We start from the raw sequence: 26,108 nt of genomic DNA, 5'->3' as shown, positions 1-26,108 counted from the left end.
AAGTTAAATTTTTATGGTGATTTTGCAAACTATCAGGCTACTAGAATAGATTCAACATAATTTACTTGAATTGACACGAAAGGTGAGGGATAGCATGAAAAAAATCATTCAAGGTGGACGAGTAGCAACTGCTTCAGATGTGTACGAGGCAGATATTCTTATAGAAAATGGAAAGATTGTACAAATTGGCAAAAATTTATCCGTAGAAGGCGCAGAAATCATTGATGCTACAGGCAAATATGTTATGCCAGGAGGGATTGATCCGCATACACATTTAGATATGCCTTTTAACAATACAGTGACAGATGATGACTGGAAATCTGGTACGATTGCGGCGGCGTTTGGTGGCACAACAACCATTTTAGACTTTTGCTTAACGGCTGGTGAAAAGAAGCTTTCTACAGCTGTTGACAAGTGGCATGAAAAGGCAAAAGGGAAATCAGCGATTGATTATGGATTCCACTTAATGATTGGTGATTTAACGCCAGAGACAGAGGCGGAGTTACCGGTATTATTAGAGCAAGAAGGGATTACATCTGTAAAGGTCTTTATGGCTTATGCAAAAGAATTCCAAGCGACAGATCGCACGCTTTTTAAAGCTTTTAAAATTGCAAAAGATGTTGGCGCTACCGTTATGGTGCATTGTGAAAATGGCTCTGTAATCGACGAGCTTGTTGAAGAGGCGAGAAAAGCGGGACATAAAGAGCCTATTTACCACGCTCTTACTCGTCCAGCAGAGTTAGAAGGTGAAGCGACAAAACGTGCGATTGAACTAGCTCATTTAGCAGGCGCAACATTGTATGTTGTTCATGTTACTTGTAAAGAGGCGGTAGACGAAATTATATCAGCGCGTGAAAAAGGCTACGACGTGTATGGAGAAACATGTCCACCTTATTTAACTTTAGATCAGTCTGCATTAGCACAACCAGGCTTTGAAGGGGCGAAATACGTTTGGTCACCACCACTTCGTCCGAAATATCATCAGGAGCATCTATGGAATGCGCTAAAAGCAAAGCAATTACAAACAATTGGATCTGATCAATGCTCATTTAGCTTTAACGGTAAAAAACAATTAGGATTAAATGATTTTTCAAAAATTCCGAATGGTGGACCGTTTATTGAAGACCGCTTTAGCATCTTATATTCAGAAGGTGTCGCAAAGGGCAAAATATCAATTAATGAATTTGTCGATATGATTTCGACGAGTGCAGCAAAAATCTTCGGTCTATTCCCTCAAAAAGGGACAATAGCAATTGGCTCAGATGCTGATATTGTTATTTTCGATCCGGATGTAAAACGCGAAATTTCCGCTAAAACACATCATATGAATGTCGATTACAACGCGTATGAAGGCTGGGAAGTTACTGGTGAACCAATTTCTGTCCTTGTACGTGGTGAATACGTTATTAAAGAAAAAGAATTTGTCGGTGTATTAGGTAGTGGGCGTTTTATAAAACGAGAGTTGAAAACATCTGCTGCAGAAACGATAAAAATATAACTTGCTTCAGCAGATTTTCCATTTTATAAGTGGGGAAAGTATAGCAAATAGCTCTTCGATTTAGTGAAGTTCACTCACCGGCTAAATCAAATAAGACATAATTGAATAAAAGGCAATGCATGGCCGATTGTTTTGACTGGAGAACAAGACAATCGGCTATTAAACAATGGCGAGTCACATCAAGAACACATGAGGGGGATGTGGAAATGGTTCCGATTCAAGAACATGAAATGACGAAGCAACTTAAACGTAATTTTGTTGAGTTAACTAGCAGAATGACAAAAAATGAAGCAATTGAAGAAGCAAATCGTTGTCTCTATTGTTATGACGCACCTTGTATTAAAGCTTGTCCAACGAGTATTCAAATACCAAATTTCATAAAAAAAATTGCATCAGGTAATATGAAGGGCTCTGCTACTACTATATTAGAAGCAAACCCAATTGGTGCAAGTTGTGCAAGAGTTTGTCCAACAGAGGAGCTCTGTGAGGGGGCATGTGTATTAAATTCCTCAACGAAGCCAATCAAAATTGGTGAACTACAGCGTTATGCTACTGATTGGGCAATGGAGACAAATGCACAGCTATTTAAGAAAGGCGAAAGTAATGGACTAAAGGTCGCTATTATTGGAGCTGGTCCAGCGGGTCTTTCTGCGGCACGTGAGCTTAGTCGTTTTGGTTATAGTGTCACAATCTATGAAGCTGAATCGAAAGCAGGTGGGCTAGGAAGCTATGGCATCGTGTCATTCCGATTACCAAATGAGGTAGCTGATTGGGAAGTTGAACAAATTGTGAAGCTTGGTGTAAACATTCAAACAAATACTAGGGTTGGGATTGATATTTCCGCAGATGAAATTTTAGAACAATTTGACAGTGTTATTTTAGCAGTTGGTATGGGAGCAGTGCCGAATCTTGGGATCGAGGGAGAAGAACTTGTCGGCGTCCACGATGCAATTGAGTTTGTAAAGCAAACAAAAGTGGGAGCGCTTCCAACTGAGATGGTAGGGAAACGCGTAGCTGTTATTGGTGCTGGTAATACAGCAATTGATGGGGCTACTTGTGCTGTGCGATTAGGTGCAGACAATGTGAAAATTCTTTATAGAAGAACTCAAAAAGAAATGACTGCCTACAAATTTGAATTTGAATTTGCCAAGCAAGATGGTGTGGAGTTTAACTGGTTAACTGCGCCGAAAAAAATTATCGGCAATGAAGCTGGTGAAGTTGTTGGCATTGAATGCACGAAAATGAAGCTAGGTGCACCAGGAGCAGATGGCCGACAAAGACCAGAAGAAATAGCTGGGTCCAACTTTATAATAAGCGTCGATGCAGTCATTAAAGCGATTGGTCAAACACGTTTCGTATCATTAATTGAATCTTTTGGATTGCAGCATACACATGGGGTTGTCGATATTGATGAAACGACGATGCAAACATCCAATAAAAAAGTGTTTGCATGTGGTGATGTTGTGTTTGGAAACGGACAAGGTGAGGCAATGGTTGTAACAGCAGTTCAGCAAGGTAAAGATGCAGCTTATAAGATTCATGAGCGTTTAAGAAAACCAAGCGAGATTGCATAAGGGGGGAAGTGACATGGCAGATTTACGAATTGATTTAGCGGGGATCAAATCACCAAATCCATTTTGGCTTGCATCAGCACCGCCAACGAACTCAGGCTATCAAGTGCAACGTGCATTTGAAGCGGGGTGGGGTGGTGCTGTATGGAAAACATTAGGTGAACCGATTTTAAATGTTTCTTCACGATTTGCAGCGGTCAGTTATAACGGACAACGAGTGGCTGGCTTCAATAATATTGAATTAATTACAGATCGACCATTAGAAGTAAACTTAAAAGAAATCTATGAAACGAAAAAAAGGTTCCCTGACCATGCCATTATTGCTTCCCTTATGGTAGAACCGAAGCAGGAAAAGTGGCATGAAATTGTAAAACGAGTAGAAGATGTGGGGGTAGATGGACTTGAGCTTAATTTTGGTTGTCCACATGGGATGGCAGAACGAGGAATGGGCTCCGCCTCTGGTCAAGTACCTGAATTGGTGGAAAAGCAAACGTATTGGGTGAAAGAAGCAGCACGTACACCAGTCATTGTGAAGTTAACGCCTAACATAACGGATATAACTGTAACGGCTGAAGCGGCGACAAGAGGCGGGGCAGATGCTATTAGTATGATTAATACAATTAATAGCTTGGCAGGTGTCGATTTAGATACATGGAACACTGTGCCTCATGTTGCTGGTAAAGGAGCACATGGCGGCTATTGTGGTCCAGCTGTTAAGCCAATTGCATTAAATATGGTAGCAGAGTGCGCCCGTAATCCTCACATTAATGTTCCGATATCGGGTATAGGTGGTATTTCTAATTGGCAAGATGCCGCCGAGTTTATTTTAATGGGTGCAACAGGTGTGCAAGTATGTACAGCAGCGATGCACCACGGATTTAGTATTGTCGAAGATATGATTGATGGATTAAATAATTATTTAGATGATAAAGGAATTGCATCTGTGATGGACCTAGTCGGCCGCTCTGTTTCTCGCTATTCAGACTGGGGCAATTTAGATTTAAATTATAAAATAGTCGCTGAAATTAATAATGATGTATGTATTAACTGTAATAAGTGCCATATTGCATGCGAAGATACGTCTCATCAATGTATCGATTTATATACAGAAAATGGAGTGCCGATGTTAAAGGTTCGTGAGGAGGATTGCGTCGGTTGTAATTTATGCTCCATTGTGTGTCCAGTTGATGGCGCAATTACAATGGTTGAAAGAAAATCTGCTATTGCACCAATGACTTGGAATGAACGTCAATTAATTATGAGTAGTCTATCTAAATAAAACGTTCGACTGTTAAGTAGTAACTGTTATTCCACCTCCCTTTCCTGTAAAGGGAGGAAACCTCAAGTAGATGTCACGGAAAATTTCATTTAGTAGGGCAGTCATCCTTTGCCAGGTAATGATTCACTACTTGAATGAAAAATCATGCTAGCGGCTCATGTCACAAATGATGAGCGATATCGACTGTACCCATCATTGGGATTAACGGATGCCGATGCATAATCTAATAAAAAGGAGCGAAATGTATGGAACATGACGGGAATTATTTGAAATCCCCTGATTTACTTCCAGTGACACATCAACAAAGAAATATTGGAACATTCGGTTTTGCAGTTATTTGGATAGGAATGGCTATAGTATTAGCGGCTTTTGCCATTGGCGGTGCTGCTATTATTAGTTTACCTTTACCTATGGTAATTTTGGCTACGTTAATCGGTTCTTGTTTAATCGGTGTCTTTATGACGTTAATTGGTGATATCGGGATAGAGCATGGCTTGTCTTTTCCTGTATATATGCGTGCTCCTTTCGGTACGTTTGGAACACATATACCGTCGTTAGTTCGAGGCGTGACAGCAGCCTGTTGGTTTGGTATAAACACATATTTCGGAGCAATGGCTATTAACGGTATTTTAAATTTACTATTTGATTTTAATAATTGGTTTTTATGCTTTCTTGTCTTTGCAGCCCTTCAGTTATTTAATACTTCATTAGGTATTAAATCAATTGAGCGGTTTGCAGATTTAGCGGCGCCGATTATAATATTGATTTCCTGTTGGATGTATATAACATTAGCTGATGCTGCCACGACTCAAGGAAAAGATATTTGGTCTTGGGTTGAAACGCCAACTACAGGTGTAGCGGCTTTTACAGCATTTATGATTGTTATTATGGCGAATATGGGCTTCTGGGCTACATTAGCAGCCGATATGCCATCCCTTTCTCGCTTCTTTAAAGCACCAAAAAATGAGCGTAATTGGTTTAAGCGTAACAAAACGCAGCTAGTCGGTTCGTTAATTGTTATGCCTATTACGAATACGTTTATCGTTACAATTGGAGCGGTTTGTTATATGGCTGTCGCATCTGCTGATCCAATTAACGCATTACAACAGAGCGCGAGTGGCGTTATTTTAGGGATACTTTTATTAATGATCGTTTTAGCACAATGGTCAACGAATACATCTGCAAATGTAATACCGGCAGCTACTATATTTTCAAATATTGGCGGGCCAAAAGTTCCGTTCTGGGTAGGCGTTGTCATTGCAGGGGTTATCGGAATCCTTGCACAGCCGTGGAGCTTGTTTGATGTTTTAGTGAACGCGCTATTAATTATAGGCGGTATATTAACAGCAATAGTCGGTATTTTATTCGCAGATTATTATTTGATTCGTAAACGACGTGTGAACGTAAAAGATTTGTATGAGTTAAATGGCCAATTCAAATATTTGAATGGCTTTAATTTAGCAGGTTTAATCGCTTGGATTATCGGTGGTGCAGTGGCAAATGTTTTTTCTGCGTATTCATCATTAGTTGGATTCGGTGTAGGAGCGCTCGTTTACTATGTGTTAGCGAAGTATTGGTGGTTCAAAAAGTATCCACAAGCTGAAATAGAGGATCCAAGTGATGAAAAGTATTTAGGAATAACTGCTGGTCACAACTTGGATGAACTTTTTGGTAAAGAATTAGTGTCTCAGCCGGCAGCAAGTTCAGATGACGTTGAGACAGCAGATCAAGCTGATCCAATACTTGAAATAAAAGGTGCTGAGTAGAAAGCAAAAGAGGGGTGTGGGTATGTCAGATTTCTTACAAAGTACGGAAGAAATAAAAAAGGTTGACGACTTTTTAGATAATGGCTTTAAAATCAAATATGTGTATGAAAACTTAAGTGGTATGTTTGTGGAGTTTGCTCGGCAGGATGAGGTAGTGCATTTGCAAATTCTTACCGCAGATGCGCGCAAATATTTTGCGGCAAAGCTACAGGAACAAACATTGTTGCAATAATTCGATAAGACTTATAAATTGAAAAAATCCGCTGAACTTTCAGCGGATTTTATTTGTTGTAATCGGACAAAAAATTGTTTGAGTGCCTGTCACTTCCGTGGGCATTCTTATCCGGCAACTCACGCTTTTGCGATCTTGTTGCATCTTACATTTCGTGCGTTCCCACTGAAATCTACATGAGTAGACAAAATTCAGAATTGTTTGAGTGCCTGTCACTCTAATTCATCGTGCTATGCTTCAGCCCGTATACAAAGTATATAATTAAGCCTAATATAAACCACAGTCCGCAAGCAATCCAAGTATGTACGGATAGCTGTGAAATTAAAAATAAACACATGAAGAATGACAAAATAGGTAACACAGGGAAGAATGGTACTTTAAAACCACCTGAAGGAATGTTTTTATTTTTTCTTAAATAAATGACACCAATTGAGACGATTGTGAAAGCTACGAGTGTTCCCATATTAACAAGCTCAGTAAGCTTTGACAAAGGAACGAAACCAGCACAGAAAGCAACGAGCACTGCGAATACCCAAGTATTTTTCACGGGTGTTTTGAATTTTGGACTTAGCTCTGCCATGCTTTTTGGCAGTAAACCATCACGACCTAGTGCATATAGTAAGCGTGTCCCTCCATAGGACATAACAAGAATAACTGTCATCATTCCTACAACTGCACCTAATGAAATGATACCAGCAATCCAATCTTGATGAACGAGCTGCATGACATAGCTTACAGGATCACTGACGTTTAGCTGTGAGTACGGCACCATGCCTGTTAGCACTAGTGAAACAACGACATAAAGAACCGTACATATTAATAGTGAACCAATTATTCCAATGGGCATATTCCGCTGAGGATTTTTTACTTCTTCAGCTGCTGATGAAACAGCATCAAATCCTAGGTAAGCGAAGAATACAAGTGCTGCGCCACCCAATACGCCGCTTACGCCAAATGGTAGAAATGGCTGCCAGTTTGTTGGCTCGACGTAAAATATACCAACGCCAATAAATAGTAAAATCACTGCAACTTTCAAGAACACCATAATGGAATTTAATCTTGTTGATTCTTTTATGCCAAGTGTTAAGAAAAATGCAGTAGCGAAAATTATGACAATTGCGGGTAAGTTAATATACGTACCAGCGGAGGGATTGAATGAACCCGAGATTGCAGTTGGCATCGAAATTTGGAAGCCAGCAAGTAAAGCACTTAAATAAGATGACCACCCTGTTGCAACGGCTGCAACGGCTAAGCCATACTCTAAAAGCAGCGCCCAGCCAACTAACCAAGCAACAATTTCCCCAAATACAATATACCCATATGTGTAGGCACTCCCAGTGACAGGTACACTCGATGAAAACTCAGAATAGCACATGCCAGCTAATGCGCAAACGATAGCAGCTATGATAAATGAAAAAACAATTCCAGGTCCTGCGTGAGTGGCAGCAACTGTGCCAGGCAAGATGAAAATCCCTGTTCCAACAATAGCGCCAACGCCAAGCAATATAAGGTCAAAAGCGCCTAACGATTGTTTGAGCTGAATTGTTCCATCTTTTTTTAATAAATCCGCTATATTTTTTCTTCTAAATAATAAATTTCTCACATGTAAGCCTCTTTTTCATAGAAATATGTAAAAATATTATACTTTTTTGACTTTCAGGTCAATTGTTTTTGCTAATTTTCCGTTAAGTTGGTGGAATTTTAAGAAATATTAAAATTAAATGAAAAATAATGGAATTATTTATGTGGAATAATAATTAAGAATATTCTGAAATAATTATTTGTATACATAAAACAATTTTTATTATTTATTTTAAATTTTATATTTGTAATGTAGTACGTCTCTTTATTTTAACAATGAATGATAAATCTCACATGGAGTATTTTCGCTTATTCCTTGCTATAAGTGGACTTTAAGCGCCTTCAATTGTTTTGTATTAAAGCACATGACAACAAAGTTACAAGATAATACGCTTGCTGTTTTAATTCTACTATTAGCAAAAAATATGTTTTTCCTAAAAATACATTTGTATTTATCGGAAGAATTTATTATTATTTATAAAGTAAATTATCGAAGCAATATTAGTAGAAAGGGGCGTATACAAGTGGCAAAAAAAGAATTAAATAGAGGCTTGGAGGCACGACATATTCAAATGATTGCTCTTGGTGGTACCATAGGTGTAGGCCTATTTATGGGTTCTGCCAGTGCTATTCAATGGACTGGGCCATCCGTGCTCCTTGCATATGCTATATCAGGCATTTTTATATTTTTTATCATGCGTGCAATGGGTGAGATGCTTTATGTTGAGCCAAGTACGGGATCATTTGCAACATTCGGTTATAAATATATTCATCCATTAGCAGGTTATTTAACGGCATGGAGTAACTGGTTTCAGTGGGTTATCGTTGGGATGTCCGAAATTATCGCAGTCGGAACGTACATGCAGTATTGGTTCCCTGATTTGCCTGCGTGGATTCCTGGATTGATTGCCATGGTAATACTAGGTGTTGCCAACTTTGTTTCTGTTAAATCATTTGGGGAATTTGAGTTTTGGTTTGCGATGATAAAAATTGTCACGATTGTACTTATGATTGTGGCGGGCTTTGGCCTAATCTTCTTTGGTATTGGCAATGGAGGCATTGCAATTGGTCTATCAAATCTTTGGGCCCACGGAGGCTTCTTTACTGGAGGTTGGACAGGTTTCTTCTTTGCATTATCTTTAGTTGTTGCTGCTTACCAAGGAGTAGAGCTTATTGGGATTACAGCGGGAGAAGCAAAAAATCCTCAAACAACAATTACGAATGCGATACAAAGTATTATTTGGCGTATTTTAATTTTCTATATCGGTGCAATTTTCATTATTGTAACGGTTTATCCGTGGGATGAGTTAGGGACTATCGGCAGTCCGTTTGTTGCCACTTTCGCAAAAGTGGGTATTACTGCAGCGGCAGGTATCATTAACTTTGTCGTGATTACAGCAGCTATGAGTGGCTGTAATAGTGGAATTTATAGCGCTGGACGCATGCTTTACACTCTTGCTATGAATGGTCAGGCACCTAAGTTTTTTGCAAAGCTTTCAAATAATGGTGTACCAATTCTAGGTACAGCTGGTGTGCTAGTTGGTTTAGTGGTTGGTGTTATTTTAAGCTACATTGCTCCAAAAAACCTATTTGTCTATGTTTATAGTGCTAGTGTACTGCCAGGGATGATTCCGTGGTTTGTCATTTTGATTAGTCAGATTCGTTTTAGAAAAATTAAAAGGTCGCAATTGGAAAATCACCCATTTAAAACGCCTTTTGCTCCTGTAACAAATTATGCTACAATTGCGTTTTTAATAATGGTACTCATCGGTATGTGGTTTAATGAGGATACACGAGTTTCATTAATTGTAGGGATTATTTTCCTTATTCTTATTACATTTAGCTATTATGTGTTCGGTATTGGGAAAAGTCGATCTGAAAATAAGCATACAAAATAATAGAAAAGGATATATCTCTTACTCGAGATATATCCTTTTTTGTCATTACTAAAGAAACAATTAATACATATTTATTCAGAAAAAGGACAAACTACATGAATAATATGGTGATGGTTTATGCGAGGTACATATAAAGCGTTAAATAGGGTGTGCCAATTTTAATAAGTCTTATAAGAGGGGAGAAATGACATGGAAGAAAAAAAACAGCAAGCAATTGAAAAAATAAAGGAAAAGATACAAGAAATTGATGATGTTGTTATTAAAGAGATGGTTACAGATGCAGGGATTGTCACGATTTTTTATTTCTCCTCTCTTATCGAGAAAATGACATTACAATCGATGGTTTTCATTCCGCTTGTGAATCATGTTAATCAAATATTTCAAGTATCAGAATCAGTTGACTTAGAAGATATAGATGTAATTATACAAAAATTAAATGCTGGTCAAACTTTATTATTTTTCCACAAACCTGCTTTATTACAGGTAATTGATACGTATAGTGCCCCTACACGTTCGATAACGAATACGGAAACGGAGTCAACAGTTATAGGGCCTCAAGATGCTTTTACAGAATCATTAGAGACCAATATTTCATTAGTAAAAAGACGAATCCAAAATCCGATGTTAAAAAATGAAACCCGCACTGTAGGAACCGAAACAAATATTAAAATTTCAATTTTGTACATGGACAATATCGTAAATAAAGAAAATTTAGACAGGCTACGAGGGCGAATTGATAATTTACAATATCCTTTTTTTACAGATATATCAGAGCTCAAGCAGCTGATTGAAGATAATCCGTTATCTCCTTTCCCACAGCATTATATGAGCGTACGACCTGACAGTGTCAGTCAGTATCTTGTTGATGGAAGAATCGTTATTTTTATGGATAATAGCCAAGCAGCTATTGTTTGTCCGACATCCTTTTTCGAACTGTTTGTTTCTGTCGAAGATTATTATAACCGTTGGACAACGGCATCGTTGCTACGGATGCTTCGATTTTTTGGTTTTTTTATGACCATTATGATTACACCGATGTATATATCTGCTTTGACATTCCATCCTGAGATTTTACCATACGAGCTATTGTTAAACTTGCAGGAATCTAGAAGTAAAGTACCATTTCCACCACTAGTAGAAGTTTTGTTTATAGAGCTAATTATTGAAGTGCTCCGCGAAGCTGGGTCACGAATGCCTGCTAAAGTCGGGCAAACGATTGGTATCGTAGGAGGTATCGTTATTGGTACGGCGGCGGTTGAAGCTGGATTGCTTAGTAATATTTTAATTGTATTAGTTGCAACATCTGCCTTACTGTCATTTCTCCCACCGATCTTTTTATTGAGTAATACAAGTAGATTTATTCGTTATATTTTTATTTTATCAGCAGGGCTTTTTGGATTATACGGGTTAATGCTCGCGTTTGCATGGCTATTTGCCCATTTATTACGATTAAATTCTTTAGGTACACCATATATGACTCCAGTTGTTCCTCGTAAAGCGAGAGATTTATTCGATGGTATTATTCGCTTTCCAATAAAATATTTAAACGAAAAGAAAGGTATTTCTAGAGCGCAAAAAAAATAAAAGCTGTTACAGAATTTGAGGTGGTTTAAGTTGAGTACAGATAAGAGCAAGAGGAAGCTATTAAATCCATATCATGTAGTTTTTTTGGCACAAAGCGTAATGATCGGTACTGGCATTCTCTCACTACCTCAGCAACTTAGTTCTTTAGGATATAGCCAGGCATTTATGCCACTGCTTTTTGGCGTTATTGCGAGTGTTACACTTTACCCAATGATTTGGATTAATTCAAAATATCCAAACGAAAACCTTTTCCGTATAAATGAAATTCTACTAGGTAAATGGTTAGGGAAATTTATCAACCTTTTTTTCGTTATTCAATTTATTATTTTTATTGCTGGGATTATTAGTAATTATATGCATCTCATTCAAAGTACTGCGCTTCAAGAGCAAACAATTACTGGACCTGTTTTGTGTTTTTTATTATTGCTTGTTTACATTGTTAGTGGAGGCATTAAATCTATTGCGAGATTTTGTATATTGACCTTTTTTCTAACGATTGGAATGGTATATTTTACACATTGGGCATTTGAAAAGGGCGATTTTAGTCATTTTCTACCTTTATATAATTTTTTTAGTGTGCACGACTTTTATGAAGCGATAAAAAGAGGTTATTTATCGATTTTAGGCTACGAGTTAATCATGTTTTATTTTCCTTACATTGTCGATCAAAAAAAAGCATACCGGCATACGTTAATAGGCATTTGGATAAGTATCCTAATTTGTTTTATCACAACAGCGATTAGTGTGATGTACTATTCTGAATGGCAGTTGGAAAATGTTGAATTCTCAGTATTAAATTTATTTAAAGCTGGAGAGTTTTCTTTTATTGAAAGGATTGATATTTTCGGCATTACATTATGGGTATTTTTAATATTATCTACGGTGGCTGCTTATTTATGGTGTGCGAAAAAAGGTGTGGATTCTTTACTATCTAAAAAAAGTAATGCTTATTTATATATTTTAGCAATAATTATTTTCTTTGTTGTTAAAATGCCTTTTTCAAGAGATTTTCAAGAAAAATTATTTTATGGTGCAAACTATGTTGCCTATATGTTAATTTTATGGCCCATTTTATTAATTATGGTTTATGCACTTCGAAAAAAGAAGCAGGTGCAATTATGAGCAAAAAACTTCTTTGTCTTATGCTTTTTTTACAGCTTTTATTTTTGGTTGCTTGTTCAGAACGAGAAAAAAAAGTACCACTTGAAGATGTCGGTATGGTTGGTATTATCGCCTTTGATTATATAGATAAGGACAGTATGAAACTAACCGTCGCAATTCCTCAATATTCACCTGAAGCACAACGGAGTACACAGACTTTTACGGTCGTCACGGACCTCGTCTCAAATGGTATTGTCGAAATAGAAAAGCTTTCAGACAAAAAAATTGTTTTTAATCAATTACGTGTAGTGTTGTTTAATGAGGAGTTTGCACGTCAGGGTAATGTGCGAAAAGTAATTCAACATTTATACCGAAATGCCGAAGTCGGTAATAAAGTACTTATTGCGATTGTGAAGGAAAAGGGAGAAGAAATGCTGAAATATAATTATCCGGATAAACCGAATATTAATTTTTATTTAAATGATTTATTGCAACCAAGCATTAATACAGCATTTAATCCTAACACAAACATTCACGATTTTATGTATACGATTACTAATCCTGTGTATGATCCTATTATTCCGTTTGTTGATAAAAACAGCGATAAAATTGAAATAAAAGGAATTGCCGTCTTTAAAGGTAACCAAATGTTTGAATTAATAAATCCAAAAGAGGCACTTATTATTCAAGCAATACAAGGAAGAAAAAACCTTGCCCCATTGGATATTACTATGGAACAGGGACATGGCAAAGAAAAACTATTAATTGACTTAGTTGAAAATGATGTGCACATAAAGAGCAATAAAAGTATGACTTTACCCAAGCTCACTATATCAATCGAGATAAAAGGAACATTAAGTGAGTACAAAGGCGAAAGAGAAAATGATTTATTTACAACGGAAAGTTTAGCGGAATTAGAAAAAGATGTAAATAAGGAGCTAGAGCAAGATATTAAAAAGTTTTTAGATAAACTTAATGAATGGCAAGTAGATCCAAGTGGTATAAGTGAATATTTCCGAATGTACTATTACGGAAAATGGACAACTGAAAAGAAGAGGGAAATCGTTAGTAAAGTAGCAATCGATGTTCATGTGAAAACATCAATCATTAGTACAGGAACATTAAAGTAATCCTCTTTCCAAAAAGCAAGGAAATTAAGTTTAAAGCACTATTAGCCAATACAAATGAATGCTAAAAATAGCTAAGTAAAGGATGAGAATCCCCGATAAACAGATTGTGTATAGTTTTTGAAAACGAGTGCCGCTCAGTCTATAAACTAAATAGGATAGATAGGAAATGGATAATGACAGCATCATTTTCACTGTTAAAAACAACGCAGGGCTTGAAACCCATAAGAAGTTCATAATCGGGTTTAACTCTTCAATTTTATTGTGAAGTAACCCAAAGTGTGTCGCAATACCATCAAATATATTTAAAAACGAAATGACCAAGCTAAGTAAAATAATATATGAAATATGAATTATTATTCCTCCTATACAATAATGAACTTGAAAACCAAGGGACATGTTATATAGGATAGCCATTTTCTGTGCAGTTTAAAAAATGAGGATATGTGAAAATACCATATAGAAGGAAAGGCAATTTATCATGATTAAAATTGTGATAAATTGCCTTTTGCATGTTAGTGGTATGAGGTCCTTATGATTTTTGCATAATAAAGCTCAAATGTCTGCCACACTTTTTATCTTGACGGTAGGAGAAACCTTCGTCACTAAGAAATGTGCACGTATTATCAATTGTAATTTGATGTGACGGAATGCCTGCAAGCTCACACTGCTTTTTCACAGTTTGTTGGTTATCGATGTGATACTTATTTGTTTGAGCATTGTAATACATAAAATCATCCGCATAGCCTAGACGATTAAATTGTTCGTAGACATCGGCATCTACTTCAAATTTCTGTTGGCTAAGAGCCATGCCAATTTGCACGTGGAAATCTTGAGGGCTACATTGCTCTGTCTCTATTAAATGCTGGAAGAGTTTGACTGTCACTTCTTTGACTGTCCCTTGCCAGCCTGAATGAATAACACCGATAACACCATGACGATTATTATAAAAAATGACAGGTACACAATCAGCCGTAAAACTACAAAGCATTAAATCCTTTTCAAAAGTATAGAGCGCATCAGTGTTCGCAATGGCTGTATCTTGTCGCAGTGCCCCTAACCCTTTATCGGCTAACGTCGCTCGATGAAAATTAGCACTGTGTGTTTGTTGCGTACAAATAAAATCATTTACATCACAGTGTAAGGTTGCCGCTAAATTTTTTCGATTGATTACTACATCATCTGGGCTTGTGCAAACGTGTAGTGCCATATTGTTTTGTTCGAGTTCCGTACTATCTTTTAAGGTAGTTCCTGCTATGAACTGCTCATTGTTGTAATAAATTTTAGTTTTCATATCATCACCCCGTTTAACTATATCGAATTGAATTGCCAATGTATAGCTTATGCAACGTGCATCTTAACTTACAGGCTAATTGACTGGCGCGCTGTATTTTTACTTGTATAAAATTGTACCTCTTACAACTGACATAATAGATTCATTACTAGTCATACAGTAACAAAGAAGAGGTTGCATTCTATCAAGTAAATTTAAAAGGAGCGTGTTTATGAGTCAATATTATTTTCTATTTATTTGCCAATTAGGCATGGGACTATTTTGGATTTTGACATACATACTTATAATTAAACGAAGCTTTCAAGATGAGAAATATGGTATGCCAATGGTTGCAATATGTGCCAATATTTCATGGGAATTTATCTTTACATTTATTTATCCGCAAAATGATTTACAAGGTGTCATTTCGTTTATATGGTTTGTACTCGATCTTGTCATTATGTGGCAATATTTAATATACGGGCGCAATGAATATAAAAAAAAGATTTCATCAAAACTTTTTTATACTTCATTCCTATTTACACTTATCGTAAGCTTTTTAATAATTATTTCACTCTCGCAAGAACTACATGATATGGAAGGAAAATACACGGCGTTTGTGCAAAATTTAATGATGTCTGGACTATTTATCGGTTTATTGCTAGGGAGGGGAAGTTTAGCCGGGCAATCGATGTCCATTGCGGTTTGTAAAATGATTGGGACGTTATTTGCTGCCGTCGGTTTCTTTATATATTTTAGAACCCCATTCATTACGATCACCTCTATGGCAACCTTAATGTACGATTTACTGTATATCGCTTTAGTTTATCGGCTATCGAGAAAATGAATTTAAACATGAAAATGGTACATCGGAAACATCTCGATATACCATTTTTTTATGGATATTTTTACATAGATAACTGGGTAGAGATAAGTATTTCCTGTTAAAAAAAGTATAATTATTTTGCAAAACGCAAAAAATTATAAAAGAAAACAATTTTTTATGTAACGTAAGTAGATGATCCACGTCTACTCCCATTGAATCACAATAAAAAAGGAGTTTTTAACATGAAAAAAACAATAATGATACTATTAACGGCTATGCTTGCCATAGTAATTTCGGCTTGCTCTGGAGATAAAGGGTCAACAATTGAAGTAAAACAGTCTGCAAAGGAAATGGCAGACCAAATGTTAGAAAAAGTAGAGCAACCTGTTTTAATGGAATTATCTGCAGAAGAATTAAAGGATCTATACAATATTGATGCGGCAAAGCTTGAGGATTATTCAGTACGAATCCCAATGATGAATGTTAAATCAAATGAAATTGCTATATTCAAAGTAAAGGACGCTAAGGATATCCCAGACATCGAAGCGGCAGTAAAACAACGTGCAGAAAATGTCCAAAAACTATTTGAACAATATTTACCAGATCAATACGAAAATGCTAAAAACTACAAACTAATTACAAAAGGAAATTATGTACTACTAGTGATTTCTGATAGTGCCGACGAGCTGATAAAAGTTTACGATAGCTTCTTCGAAACAAAATAGCACATGGTATTTAGTAGCCTGCTCTTTCTATTCGTATTTTTGCCAATAGTGCTAACGCTTTATTATTGCTCGCCTCGAAAAATTAGAAATTTAATTTTATTTTTAATGAGCTTAATTTTTTATGCATGGGGTGAACCAGTTTATATCGTTATTATGCTAGTGTCTACGCTGACAGATTATAGTTTCGGTTTGTTATTAGATAAGCCAAATATGTCATTAGTCAAAAGAAAGGGCATTGTTGTATGCTCTATTATCGTCAATTTAATGCTGTTATCTTATTTTAAATATGCAGATTTTCTTATTCACAATGTGAATGCGTTACTTGGCACGGATATTCCGTTAACTGAACTACCTTTGCCAATCGGCATATCCTTTTATACGTTCCAATCCATGTCTTATATTATCGACGTCTACAGGGGAACAGCTAAAGCACAGCGGAACTGGATTGATTTCGGTACGTTTGTCGCACTGTTCCCACAATTAGTCGCTGGCCCAATCGTGACATATAATACGATTGCCCAACAACTCCAGCATCGTGCAGAAAGTATAAGTATGTTTGCAGAAGGTGTGCAGCGCTTTGTTATTGGTTTAGCGAAAAAGGTGCTACTTGCAAATAATATAGGCTTACTTTGGGACACGATTTCTAGCTCGAATGTAGAAACGATGCCAATGTTGACCGCTTGGTTAGGAATTATTGCTTTTGCCTTCCAAATCTATTTTGATTTTAGTGGGTATTCTGATATGGCGATTGGACTTGGCTTGATGTTTGGTTTTCGATTTAATGAAAATTTTAACAAGCCTTATATTGCCCAAAGCATTACTGACTTTTGGAGAAGGTGGCATATTTCACTGAGCAGCTGGTTCCGAGATTATGTATATATTCCACTTGGTGGCAATCGCAGAGGATTAGCTATACAAATGCGCAACATTTTAATCGTTTGGCTACTTACAGGCTTTTGGCATGGAGCGAGTTGGAATTTTATATGGTGGGGGCTGTATTTCGGCGTCATCCTTATTGTTGAAAAATGGTGGGGTCTATCATTACTTTCTCGCCTACCACGTTGGACAAGACATTTATACGCTATTTTCCTAATTTTAATTGGATGGGTATTGTTCGCTTTCGATCAACCATCTTTAATAGGAGCCTATTTGGCTGCCATGTTCGGATTCAATGGGCAATCACTTTGGAATAATGACACTGGGTACTATTTTTATACGAATTTAGTGTTACTACTCGTGTTAATCATTGCCTCAATACCGATGAAATTATGGAAGAAAACGAGTGAGTTATCATTAGTCCAAATTGCTTGGTACGGCTTATTGTATTTTCTTTCTGTAGCTTATTTAGTCGACGCTACGTTTAATCCATTTTTATATTTTCGTTTTTAAGGAGGTAGCCAAATTTGAAGCAAAATGCAGAGCGATTACTAGTTTTTGGTTTTGTCGGTACGATGCTGTTCTTTGCTCTACTATTTTTCATTTTGCCTCATCAGCGCTTCTCTGAACTGGAAAATAGATATTTACAAGCAGCACCACGTTTAACATGGGATGATGTATTGTCGAAAAAATATGCCGAGGAAGTGGAGCGTTTCGTCACAGACCATTTCCCATTTCGGGACAAATGGTTATGGTTGAAATCAGCCACAGAAAAAGGCCGCTTGCAACAAGAGAATAATGACATCTACCAAGGGAAAGACGGCTATTTATTCGACAAGTTTACAGAACCAGATAATACGAAAGTGCAACAAGATATAAATGCAGTAAAGCAATTCGCCTATAAGCATCCAAAAGTGAACATGACATTTTTGCTTGCACCGACATCAATTGGGCTTTATCCAGAGCGCTTACCGTGGTTAGCTCCAACGTATCCTCAAAAGAAAGTCAATCAATTAATAGAAGGGCAATTGCACAATGACTTAACGTTTATCAATGGTTTTGATTTTTTAGAGCCACATGCAACTGAAACCATTTACTACCGTACGGACCATCATTGGACGACATATGGAGCCTATTTAGCGTATGTTGCGTATGCAAAGCAAATGGGGTGGGAGCCTCTTTCACAGAGCGATTTTTTAATTAAAAACGTTAGCAATTCATTTCTTGGAAGCTATCATACTCGAAGTCAATTCACGAATGTAACGCCTGATCAAATTCAAGCTTATATTCCACGAAAGCAAGTAAAGACAGAGATGTATATCGCAGATTCTAATCAAACCTTCACTACAATGTACGATACAAGCTTTCTTAAGAAAAAGGATCAATATTCTTATTTCTTAGGAGGAGTACATGCGCTTATGAAGCTTACGACAAAGCTTGACCCACAGCAGATAGAACAACAGAAGCTTTTAGTCATCAAAGACTCTTATGCTCATAACGTCATTCCATTTTTGACAAATCATATCCCTGAAATACATGTTATCGACCTGCGCTACTATAACGGTAATATAACGCAGTATATGAATGAAAATGGTATTGAAGATGTTCTGCTGTTGTTTAATACAACAACCTTCGTTGAAGATACTGCCATTTCCAAAATAAATAAATAAATAAATAAGAAAAAGTGCCAGTCACTCAAACAATTCTGAATTTTCATGGGTACAGTCAGTAGGGTTTACCAACATGACTATGAAGTGTCAGGCACTCAAACAATTTTGAATAGCCAAGTAAAAATCCACGAAGACTCCTGGGGGAACGCACGAAATGTAAGCCGCAACAAACCGCGCATACGCGAGGGTTGCGGCTTACAATAATGTGCCCGCGGTAAGCGAAGTGGATTTTTACGTTTTAAGAAGCGGATATGATACTAGGTGCATGCCTATGCGAGTGTCAGGCACCCAAACAATTAGAAGATGGTGTCTTTGCAAAGTGTCAGGCACTCAAACAATTTTGAATAGCCAAGTAAAAATCCACGAAGACTCCTGTGGGAACACACGAAATGTAAGACGCAACAAACCGCGCGTACGCGAGGGTTGCGGCTTACAATAATGTGCCCGCGGAAAGCGAAGTGGATTTTTACGTTTTAAGAAGCGGATATGATGCTAGATGCATGCCTATGCGAGTGTCAGGCACTCAAACAATTAGGCATTCAAACAATTTATTTTCTATTTATTGGTTATTAAATGAATGAAAAGGTATTAATTCTACTAAAAATCTTGTAGTAATATATTCCTGTTACAACTATATTTCAAATTTATTACTAAAAAGTTGAGAGAAAAGACCGTTATTCTGGCAATCTATTCGTCAATTATTTCAGATGTAATACAACTGTAAAAATCCTTCCAAATATTTAGTGATGAATAATGTTGCAAAACTATTTACCATGAATATAGAGCAAAACAGGAAGGAATGAATTACATGTTTAAAAAAGTAAAAAAAGCCGCAATGGCATCCGTATTATCAGTATCATTATTAGTACCAATCAGCGCAATGGCAGCTGATTCATATACAGTAGTAGCAGGTGATTCTCTTTGGAAAATTGCCGTAAACACTCAAACAGGCGTACAGGAGCTAATTGATGCAAATCCTCAACTAGCAAATCCTGATCAAATTAACGTAGGACAAAAAATTAATATTCCAACAAATGAGCAAGCATCTGTAGAACAAGAAGTAGTTAAACTTGTCAATGCAGAACGAGCAAAAGCAGGACTTCCAGCATTAAAAGAAGATTGGGAGCTTTCAAGAGTAGCAAAATATAAATCTCAAGACATGCATGATAAAAACTACTTCGATCATACAAGCCCAACATATGGCATACCTTTTACAATGATGAAAAACTTCGGTATTACGTATAAATCAGCTGGAGAAAATATTGCCAAAGGTCAAAAATCAGCTACTGAAGTCGTAAATGCTTGGATGAATAGTGAAGGACACCGAGCAAATATTCTAAACAAAAGCTATACACATATCGGTGTAGGCTTTGTGAAAGATGGTAACTACTGGTCTCAAATGTTTATTCAAAAATAATATAATAGAACTGTTCCAACGTAATAGGAACAGTTCTTTTTTTGTACATTAACTAGTTGCTCAATCTTCGTTACATATTCATCTCTACAATTTTAGCACCCATACTATATAAAATGAATTCCATCTAATGTTAAATGGAGTCCGCGCTTTTTAAAAAGTTGATTAATGCGAGAAGCTTTTTTATAAAAAAGTACATCCTTTAAGGAAATTAAACAGAAATTTTCATTATTTCTCCAAAGATCCTTAAACAAAACTAAAAAGAGCAACTAACAACAATCAATAGCTGTCAGATGCTCATTTTCATATTTACTTTTTTGTGTGGAGGATTGCCTGTGTGCGGGATTTGACACCTAGTTTTTGATAAATAGTAGATAAATAAACGCGAACAGTTCCATCTGATAAATTCAGCATCTTCGCAATTTCTCGATTGGTGACACCATTGGCTAAAAGATCGAGCAATTCCATTTCACGTGGTGTCAATATTTCGTTACGAACGACACTTGTTGTGCAACTTTGAAGATAATTGAAATAATAATCTGGGTAAGGATTCCATTTTAATGCATACGACTCTAATTGAAAATATTGCTCTAGAAGGGGGAGTAGCTCCTTCTCATCTAATAATGTCCGAATATAATAATATTTTGCTGCTAATTGTAACATTTCATGTAAAATATCTAATGCGATAGAAGTATTTCCTAAACGATGCTGGCAAATAACCTCTAGCACTGTCGCTTCTATAATCGTTGCGATTTGCTCATCTTGCTGAGCCTTCGTTTTAACTTGAATGACAAAAGATAATGCATCGTTTAGCTCGCCCTTTAATAACAGTAAACGAGCATAAACTAGCTGCCAAAATGGTTGCTTCGTTTTTGTTGCCTGTAATAGCATCTCTGCATTTCGACTATCTCCATCAACTATAAAACAATAAGCTTGCATAATTTGAATGGAAGTTCGCCAATGTTTTTCCGAAACATCTTCTAATACTTGGGCTAGCATCGCACGGGCTGTATTTGCTTGTTGTTGATGTGTGTAAATTTTTGCTTTTAATAAATACATAGGAATAAATAAACCAGCATCTTGATGATGATGACCTAAACCAATGGCGATTTCAAGCTCCTTTTGAGCATATTCTATTAAACTTCGTTCGTATAAAGATTCAGCAGCGACCCCATAGCTAAATGCTGTAACATTTGCAGTTTGTAACGATGTTTCTCGAAAAAGTTTTCCAACAGCTTCGCCATCTTCCATTATTTGAAGTTTCCCTTTTGAGCCGATACTAGTGCGAGACAGTTTGTATTCGAAAATATTATAAGGAATCGGAACGTTATCCCAACGTGAAGGAGCAGGCCCTTTAGCAAGCAGATTGCGCATAATTTCTTCAACTAACTGTAAATTCCCACCAGAAGCGACAATAGCATATGCTTTAGCACTTTCATATATATACGCCATCGCAGCATGCTCTTCTTGCTCCATCCAATGTTCTACATGTTGTCGCATTTCAAGCTCCTCCATAAGGGAAGTAGCTATTTTTGTATCCATTGTTGTAATAGAAGTTAGGAAGCCGATAACAAGCATTTCATATGGAACGATATAGTGAGCACTCCGAAGTTGATGTAACCAGCGCATGTATGTTGTTGTTTGTCCGGAAGCGTAGAGCTGTACAAGATGTTCTGTTATCCATGAAGCTGCTTGTTCATATTGTTCATATTTAAGTGCTAGCTCAATGGCAGAATTATAATTTCCCTGCTTGTAAATAGAATGAGCAACTTCTTGGACAATCAATTGTACTTGCTGAACTGAATATTGTTTGTTTAGTTCTAATTGTAAAGCTTCAGCAAATAAATGATGGTAGCGGAAAACAGGCTTTTTTGATTGCAGACGAATGATAAATAGACCTTTTGCTTCTAAATTTTCTAACAATTCAAGGCTATTCGATTGCTTTGTGAGCTGGTCACATATAGCAGGTTCTAGCTCGTGCAGTAAAGATGTCTGTATGAGAAATTTTTGTGTTGTTGACGGAAGGTTTTGAATAATTTCTTGCCATAGAAACTCAGAAATAAACGGCTGCGCGATATGATCGAACGGGTCCACCTGTTGTTCATTCGCCAAGCGCGTTAACAATAATCCAGCTACCCATCCTTCCGTTTTGTCTAAAACATTTTGTAAATGTTGTTGATTTAGTGGAACTGCATGTTTGCAGGAAAAAAATTGCTTAGTTTCTTGCAACGTAAAGCGTAAATGATCCACATTGAATTCTTGTAGCCATTGTTTAACACGCCACTTAGCAGTAGGGAGTGCAAGTGCTGTCCGAGTCGCAATATATATATGTGCCTCAGAAGGTAAGTACTCTATGAACTGAGTCATAAGTTGATGAATTGCGGGATTATCAATTACATGATAATCATCTAATACAATATGTATTGGTTTTGCTAAAGCATTGAGTTCTTCCAAAAATGAATTAATAAAAAATTCAAGTGTTGCTAAGTCTTGAGCATGTAATAGTGGAGCAAGTATTTGATCTATATTGCATTGATAAGCTTTGGCAACGGCATGCACAGCATAAGTCCAATAACGAATCGGATCATTTTCAGCTGCATCAAGTGAAACCCAAGCCACAGCTTCCTTACTATTTTCAAACCAGCTGCTTAGTACAGTTGTTTTCCCATAGCCTGCTGGAGCACGTAAAATCGTTACTTTTTTATAAGTATGAAGTCGTAAAAGATCAAATAATTGTTTTCGCTCAATTAAATCAGGTGCGTTGAGAGGAATCGTTAATTTAGAAGACAATAGTGTAGTAGGCATCTTTTCTACCTCCTTTTCAAAATTTAGGATAATGATGTAATTAATTTTACTACAAGCTTCAGCATTATTACGAATGTTAATAGTCCTAACCATAACTTTGTTCGTTGACTTTTTCTATATATATATAGTAGAAACATGCGACTTTACGACACAGAAAATGACGAACATTTAATTTTGAACAATTCATCACTCTACAAAAGCGAGCATCTACTCAATTTTTATGGAAAGTTTTCTAATCGGTTAGATTATGTAAAATGAATAAAAATTACACCACTATAGATTGGTTAGTTACCTAGTTCTCCATAGTTTATATACAATTATTTAAGCAACTACCAATAAAAATGCATGAAAAGAAACACACTATCCTTACTAGTCGAATAAGATGTTGCTGTAAGTAAGTTAGAGGTAGGTGTTTGAACTTGAAGAGATGGATGGCTGTACTTTGTTTAGGATGTACTATTGCTTTGGCTGGTTGTCAAGAAAAATTAGAGAACGAACAAATTGAAACTGACGATGTAAAGCAGCCAGTGACGTACACGGAGGACAAGGAGCGGGAAGCTGGACCTGTCGTGGTTGAAATTGTTGATCCGCAATCTTTGGAAATCATCCACATCATATCACCACAGGAACTAGGCTATGAAACAGACCCTGAATCGTATAAAAAGAAAATTGAACAATTTGCACAGCAGTTAGCAAGAGGAACAGATACAGTAGTTGGTTTAGATAAGCGAATGGTACTCGACAAATTGGATGATAATGGTGGGATTATTAAAGGCAGTCCATTGATGATTTTAAAAGAAAGTGAATTGGTTGAAAGGGTGCTAGCTGCATCTGCAACGGGGGGCAAGGTAGAAATGCCATTGTATATTACAGAAAGTGGCTATTATCTTGAAGACATACCGTATTTAGAGGATGTTGTTGTGGCCTCTTATACAACATACTTTAATTCATCAGATGCAGGAAGAAACAAAAATATTGAACTTTCAGCAAAGGCCATCAATAATGTTATTGTTGGGAGCGGGGATACTTTTTCTTTTAATACTGTTGTTGGACCTAGAGATGAAGAAAACGGTTATCAGCCTGCACCTGAAATTATTAATAAAAAACTTGTCATGGGCATCGGTGGGGGGATATGCCAAACTTCCTCAACGTTGTTTAATGCAGTCGATCAATTACCTATAAAATTCGTCGAGCGACATCATCATTCATTAGATGTTGGCTACGTCCCAAAGGGTAGAGATGCAACGGTGTCGTACGGTGGATTAGATTTTAGGTTTCAAAACACGAGTGATGTACCATTTTTGATAAAGGCGACCTATGGAAAAGATTTTTTAACAGTAGAAGTGCGAACATCAGAAAAATACCAAGCGGTTTTAAAAAAGCTTACAACTCAATAGAAAGCTAATCACGTGGGTAGCTTTGACGACAGCAGGCATCAAGAAATTTAATCTTGCTGCCTGTTATTTAGTTATTGGAGTAGAGGACGGCGACTCCTTTACGCAAACAAATTGCAACGTACCATATGCTGAGCGGAAAACGCTAGCCCGTAGCGGAAATAACAAAATTAAATGAAAAAAGTATGTAGACACTTTTGAAGAGGTGTCTTTTTTGCGAGTGCAAGGATATCTGAAATTTGTTACTTGCTTCAAATGATATTTAATATTTCTGCTGGAGAAAATACTTTGTAATCAGGCTCTTCGGATTGAATAACCTCTATTGCGTCATATCCCCAATTAACCCAAATAATTGGAATACCAACTTTTTTGCATGCGATGATATCACGTTGCTCATCACCAACATATAACACGTCTGATCTTTTGATGTTCGATTCTTTTAAATATTTTTTAATTACTTTATCCTTTCCAAAAATACGGCTAGAGCACAGTACTTCGGAGACTTGGTCAATGCCATTCATGTTTAAAAATTCCAAAATATTGTCTTTTGAATTAGAGGAGATAATCGCGATTGTATAACCGTTGCTTTCAATTTCCTTTAAAACATCTTTCATACCATGAAATAGATGAACTTCTTTTAATGACTGTTGATATAATCGGTAAAATTGAGGAAGTATAATAGGTAGCTTGTGTAGGGGGAAGTTAAATAATTTACTTCGTTCAGTAATTGATATTTTTTTTAGCGAATCAATATCCTCTAACTGTACTTCCTTAAATTCATATTTTTTGGCGATTATGTTCCATACAGAGGCGAGAACTGCTGTGGAATCTGCAAGTGTTCCATCAAAATCAAATATTATATGTTTCATTGTATTTTTCTCCTTTAAGTTGTAGTTGGATTTATCATTATTATTTAGATGTATGTTTTAAATACATATAATCATTCGTTCATAATGACATGAATGCAGAAAAAAAGAAACAGATATTGAGTTTTCGTGTAGAGGACCTTGTGCATACATATTTGCAAATATTAAAAAACTTGTAAGAGAAGAAATGCAATACAATTATTTAATCCAATTCATCTAAAATTTTTGTGATAGATTGACTAATTTTTTTCTTATTAAATCCCATTACATAAGCTTCCATCATAACGTTTTTTATAGAAAGTTCAAAATTGTGTAGTTTAGATTCTTCTATTACCTGATTTGAGCTAGCGATAACTTTTGCTTTTACTCGATTCTCCATCTTTATAATCCCTTTTTTCTCAAGTTCATGATAGCTTTTTGAAACTGTATGTATGTTTATTCCTATATCTTTCGCCATATTTCGAACAGAAGGAAGACTATCATTGTGTTGAATTTGGCCTTTTGCAATGAGTTCAATAATTTGATTTACGACTTGTTTATAAATTTGCAATTGGCTATTCGTATCTATCTTCATTTGTAACATCGTAACCCCCTATAAAAATAATATCCCTTGCTTGGATTT

The 26,108-nt window shown here is 36.5% G+C and carries 21 protein-coding genes; 15 read left to right on the top strand and 6 right to left on the bottom strand.

The annotated features are described in order from the left end of the window. The first annotated feature begins 94 nt into the window (after positions 1-94). The 5 genes from hydA (at position 95) to NSQ74_RS18010 (ending at position 6,346) form a co-directional block, all read left to right on the top strand. Positions 95-1,498 (top strand): dihydropyrimidinase, encoded by a 1,404-nt coding sequence (gene hydA / locus NSQ74_RS18030; RefSeq protein WP_340825160.1) that lies wholly within the window; start codon positions 95-97, stop codon positions 1,496-1,498. Between the two features lie 206 nt (positions 1,499-1,704). Next, a complete protein-coding gene (locus NSQ74_RS18025) occupies positions 1,705-3,072 on the top strand; it encodes an NAD(P)-dependent oxidoreductase (protein WP_340825158.1) in 1,368 nt (455 codons plus the stop codon). Positions 3,073-3,085: 13 nt separating this feature from the next. Then, positions 3,086-4,348, top strand: a complete 1,263-nt coding sequence (gene preA / locus NSQ74_RS18020; RefSeq protein WP_340825157.1) for an NAD-dependent dihydropyrimidine dehydrogenase subunit PreA — start codon at positions 3,086-3,088, stop codon at positions 4,346-4,348. A gap of 245 nt (positions 4,349-4,593) precedes the next feature. Then, a complete protein-coding gene (locus NSQ74_RS18015; protein ID WP_340825155.1) occupies positions 4,594-6,114 on the top strand; it encodes an NCS1 family transporter in 1,521 nt (506 codons plus the stop codon). A 22-nt stretch (positions 6,115-6,136) separates the two neighbouring features. Continuing rightward, positions 6,137-6,346: a hypothetical protein gene (locus NSQ74_RS18010; RefSeq protein WP_340825154.1), complete on the top strand. Its 210-nt coding sequence runs from the start codon at positions 6,137-6,139 to the stop codon at positions 6,344-6,346. A gap of 217 nt (positions 6,347-6,563) precedes the next feature. Here the strand turns inward: NSQ74_RS18010 and NSQ74_RS18005 are convergent, their stop codons facing one another. Beyond that, positions 6,564-7,949, bottom strand: coding sequence for an APC family permease (locus NSQ74_RS18005; protein ID WP_340825153.1), 1,386 nt, complete (start codon positions 7,947-7,949; stop codon positions 6,564-6,566). 502 nt (positions 7,950-8,451) lie between these two features. On the opposite strand from NSQ74_RS18005, the gene NSQ74_RS18000 reads away from it, so the two are divergent. The 4 genes from NSQ74_RS18000 (at position 8,452) to NSQ74_RS17985 (ending at position 13,640) form a co-directional block, all read left to right on the top strand. Beyond that, positions 8,452-9,825: an amino acid permease gene (locus tag NSQ74_RS18000; protein WP_340825152.1), complete on the top strand. Its 1,374-nt coding sequence runs from the start codon at positions 8,452-8,454 to the stop codon at positions 9,823-9,825. A gap of 189 nt (positions 9,826-10,014) precedes the next feature. Then, positions 10,015-11,409 (top strand): spore germination protein, encoded by a 1,395-nt coding sequence (locus tag NSQ74_RS17995; protein ID WP_340825151.1) that lies wholly within the window; start codon positions 10,015-10,017, stop codon positions 11,407-11,409. Between the two features lie 30 nt (positions 11,410-11,439). Further along, on the top strand, positions 11,440-12,531 hold the full coding sequence (locus NSQ74_RS17990) for a GerAB/ArcD/ProY family transporter (RefSeq protein WP_340825150.1): 1,092 nt from the start codon (positions 11,440-11,442) through the stop codon (positions 12,529-12,531). Then, positions 12,528-13,640, top strand: coding sequence for a Ger(x)C family spore germination protein (locus tag NSQ74_RS17985; RefSeq protein WP_340825148.1), 1,113 nt, complete (start codon positions 12,528-12,530; stop codon positions 13,638-13,640). The genes NSQ74_RS17990 and NSQ74_RS17985 overlap by 4 nt, the downstream gene beginning before the upstream one ends. Positions 13,641-13,670: 30 nt before the next feature. Here the strand turns inward: NSQ74_RS17985 and NSQ74_RS23455 are convergent, their stop codons facing one another. Together NSQ74_RS23455 and pgeF are read right to left on the bottom strand one after the other, a co-directional pair. Continuing rightward, on the bottom strand, positions 13,671-14,036 hold the full coding sequence (locus NSQ74_RS23455) for a DUF5658 family protein (protein WP_401019082.1): 366 nt from the start codon (positions 14,034-14,036) through the stop codon (positions 13,671-13,673). Between the two features lie 133 nt (positions 14,037-14,169). Beyond that, complete coding sequence (gene pgeF, locus NSQ74_RS17980; RefSeq protein WP_340825146.1) at positions 14,170-14,931, bottom strand: peptidoglycan editing factor PgeF; 762 nt, start codon at positions 14,929-14,931, stop codon at positions 14,170-14,172. A gap of 211 nt (positions 14,932-15,142) precedes the next feature. Between pgeF and NSQ74_RS17975 the strand changes: the two genes are divergently transcribed. The 5 genes from NSQ74_RS17975 (at position 15,143) to NSQ74_RS17955 (ending at position 20,424) form a co-directional block, all read left to right on the top strand. Beyond that, positions 15,143-15,757 (top strand): transmembrane-type terpene cyclase, encoded by a 615-nt coding sequence (locus NSQ74_RS17975; protein WP_340825145.1) that lies wholly within the window; start codon positions 15,143-15,145, stop codon positions 15,755-15,757. A gap of 221 nt (positions 15,758-15,978) precedes the next feature. Then, entirely contained in the window at positions 15,979-16,461 is a 483-nt protein-coding gene (locus NSQ74_RS17970) for a DUF4358 domain-containing protein (RefSeq protein WP_340825144.1), read from the top strand. Positions 16,462-16,464: 3 nt separating this feature from the next. Beyond that, the gene (locus NSQ74_RS17965; protein ID WP_340825143.1) at positions 16,465-17,850 is read left to right on the top strand and encodes an MBOAT family O-acyltransferase; all 1,386 of its coding nucleotides are present in this window, start codon (positions 16,465-16,467) and stop codon (positions 17,848-17,850) included. 14 nt (positions 17,851-17,864) lie between these two features. Continuing rightward, a complete protein-coding gene (locus NSQ74_RS17960) occupies positions 17,865-19,007 on the top strand; it encodes a DHHW family protein (RefSeq protein ID WP_340825141.1) in 1,143 nt (380 codons plus the stop codon). Between the two features lie 808 nt (positions 19,008-19,815). Next, positions 19,816-20,424, top strand: a complete 609-nt coding sequence (locus NSQ74_RS17955) for a CAP domain-containing protein (protein ID WP_340825139.1) — start codon at positions 19,816-19,818, stop codon at positions 20,422-20,424. Positions 20,425-20,730: 306 nt separating this feature from the next. Here the strand turns inward: NSQ74_RS17955 and NSQ74_RS17950 are convergent, their stop codons facing one another. After that, complete coding sequence (locus tag NSQ74_RS17950) at positions 20,731-23,226, bottom strand: LuxR C-terminal-related transcriptional regulator (RefSeq protein WP_340825138.1); 2,496 nt, start codon at positions 23,224-23,226, stop codon at positions 20,731-20,733. 431 nt (positions 23,227-23,657) lie between these two features. Between NSQ74_RS17950 and NSQ74_RS17945 the strand changes: the two genes are divergently transcribed. Next, positions 23,658-24,623: a VanW family protein gene (locus tag NSQ74_RS17945; protein ID WP_340826497.1), complete on the top strand. Its 966-nt coding sequence runs from the start codon at positions 23,658-23,660 to the stop codon at positions 24,621-24,623. 248 nt (positions 24,624-24,871) lie between these two features. On the opposite strand, the gene NSQ74_RS17940 is transcribed toward NSQ74_RS17945, so the two are convergent. Continuing rightward, the gene (locus NSQ74_RS17940; RefSeq protein WP_340825136.1) at positions 24,872-25,489 is read right to left on the bottom strand and encodes an HAD-IA family hydrolase; all 618 of its coding nucleotides are present in this window, start codon (positions 25,487-25,489) and stop codon (positions 24,872-24,874) included. Between the two features lie 199 nt (positions 25,490-25,688). Continuing rightward, positions 25,689-26,069 (bottom strand): GntR family transcriptional regulator, encoded by a 381-nt coding sequence (locus tag NSQ74_RS17935; RefSeq protein WP_340825134.1) that lies wholly within the window; start codon positions 26,067-26,069, stop codon positions 25,689-25,691. Positions 26,070-26,108 lie beyond the last annotated feature (39 nt).

It is taken from the genome of Lysinibacillus sp. FSL W8-0992, assembly GCF_038008685.1.
GTDB lineage: Bacteria > Bacillota > Bacilli > Bacillales_A > Planococcaceae > Lysinibacillus.
Note: the sequence above shows the minus strand (reverse complement) of the source record. Positions and strands in the feature narration are given on the sequence as shown.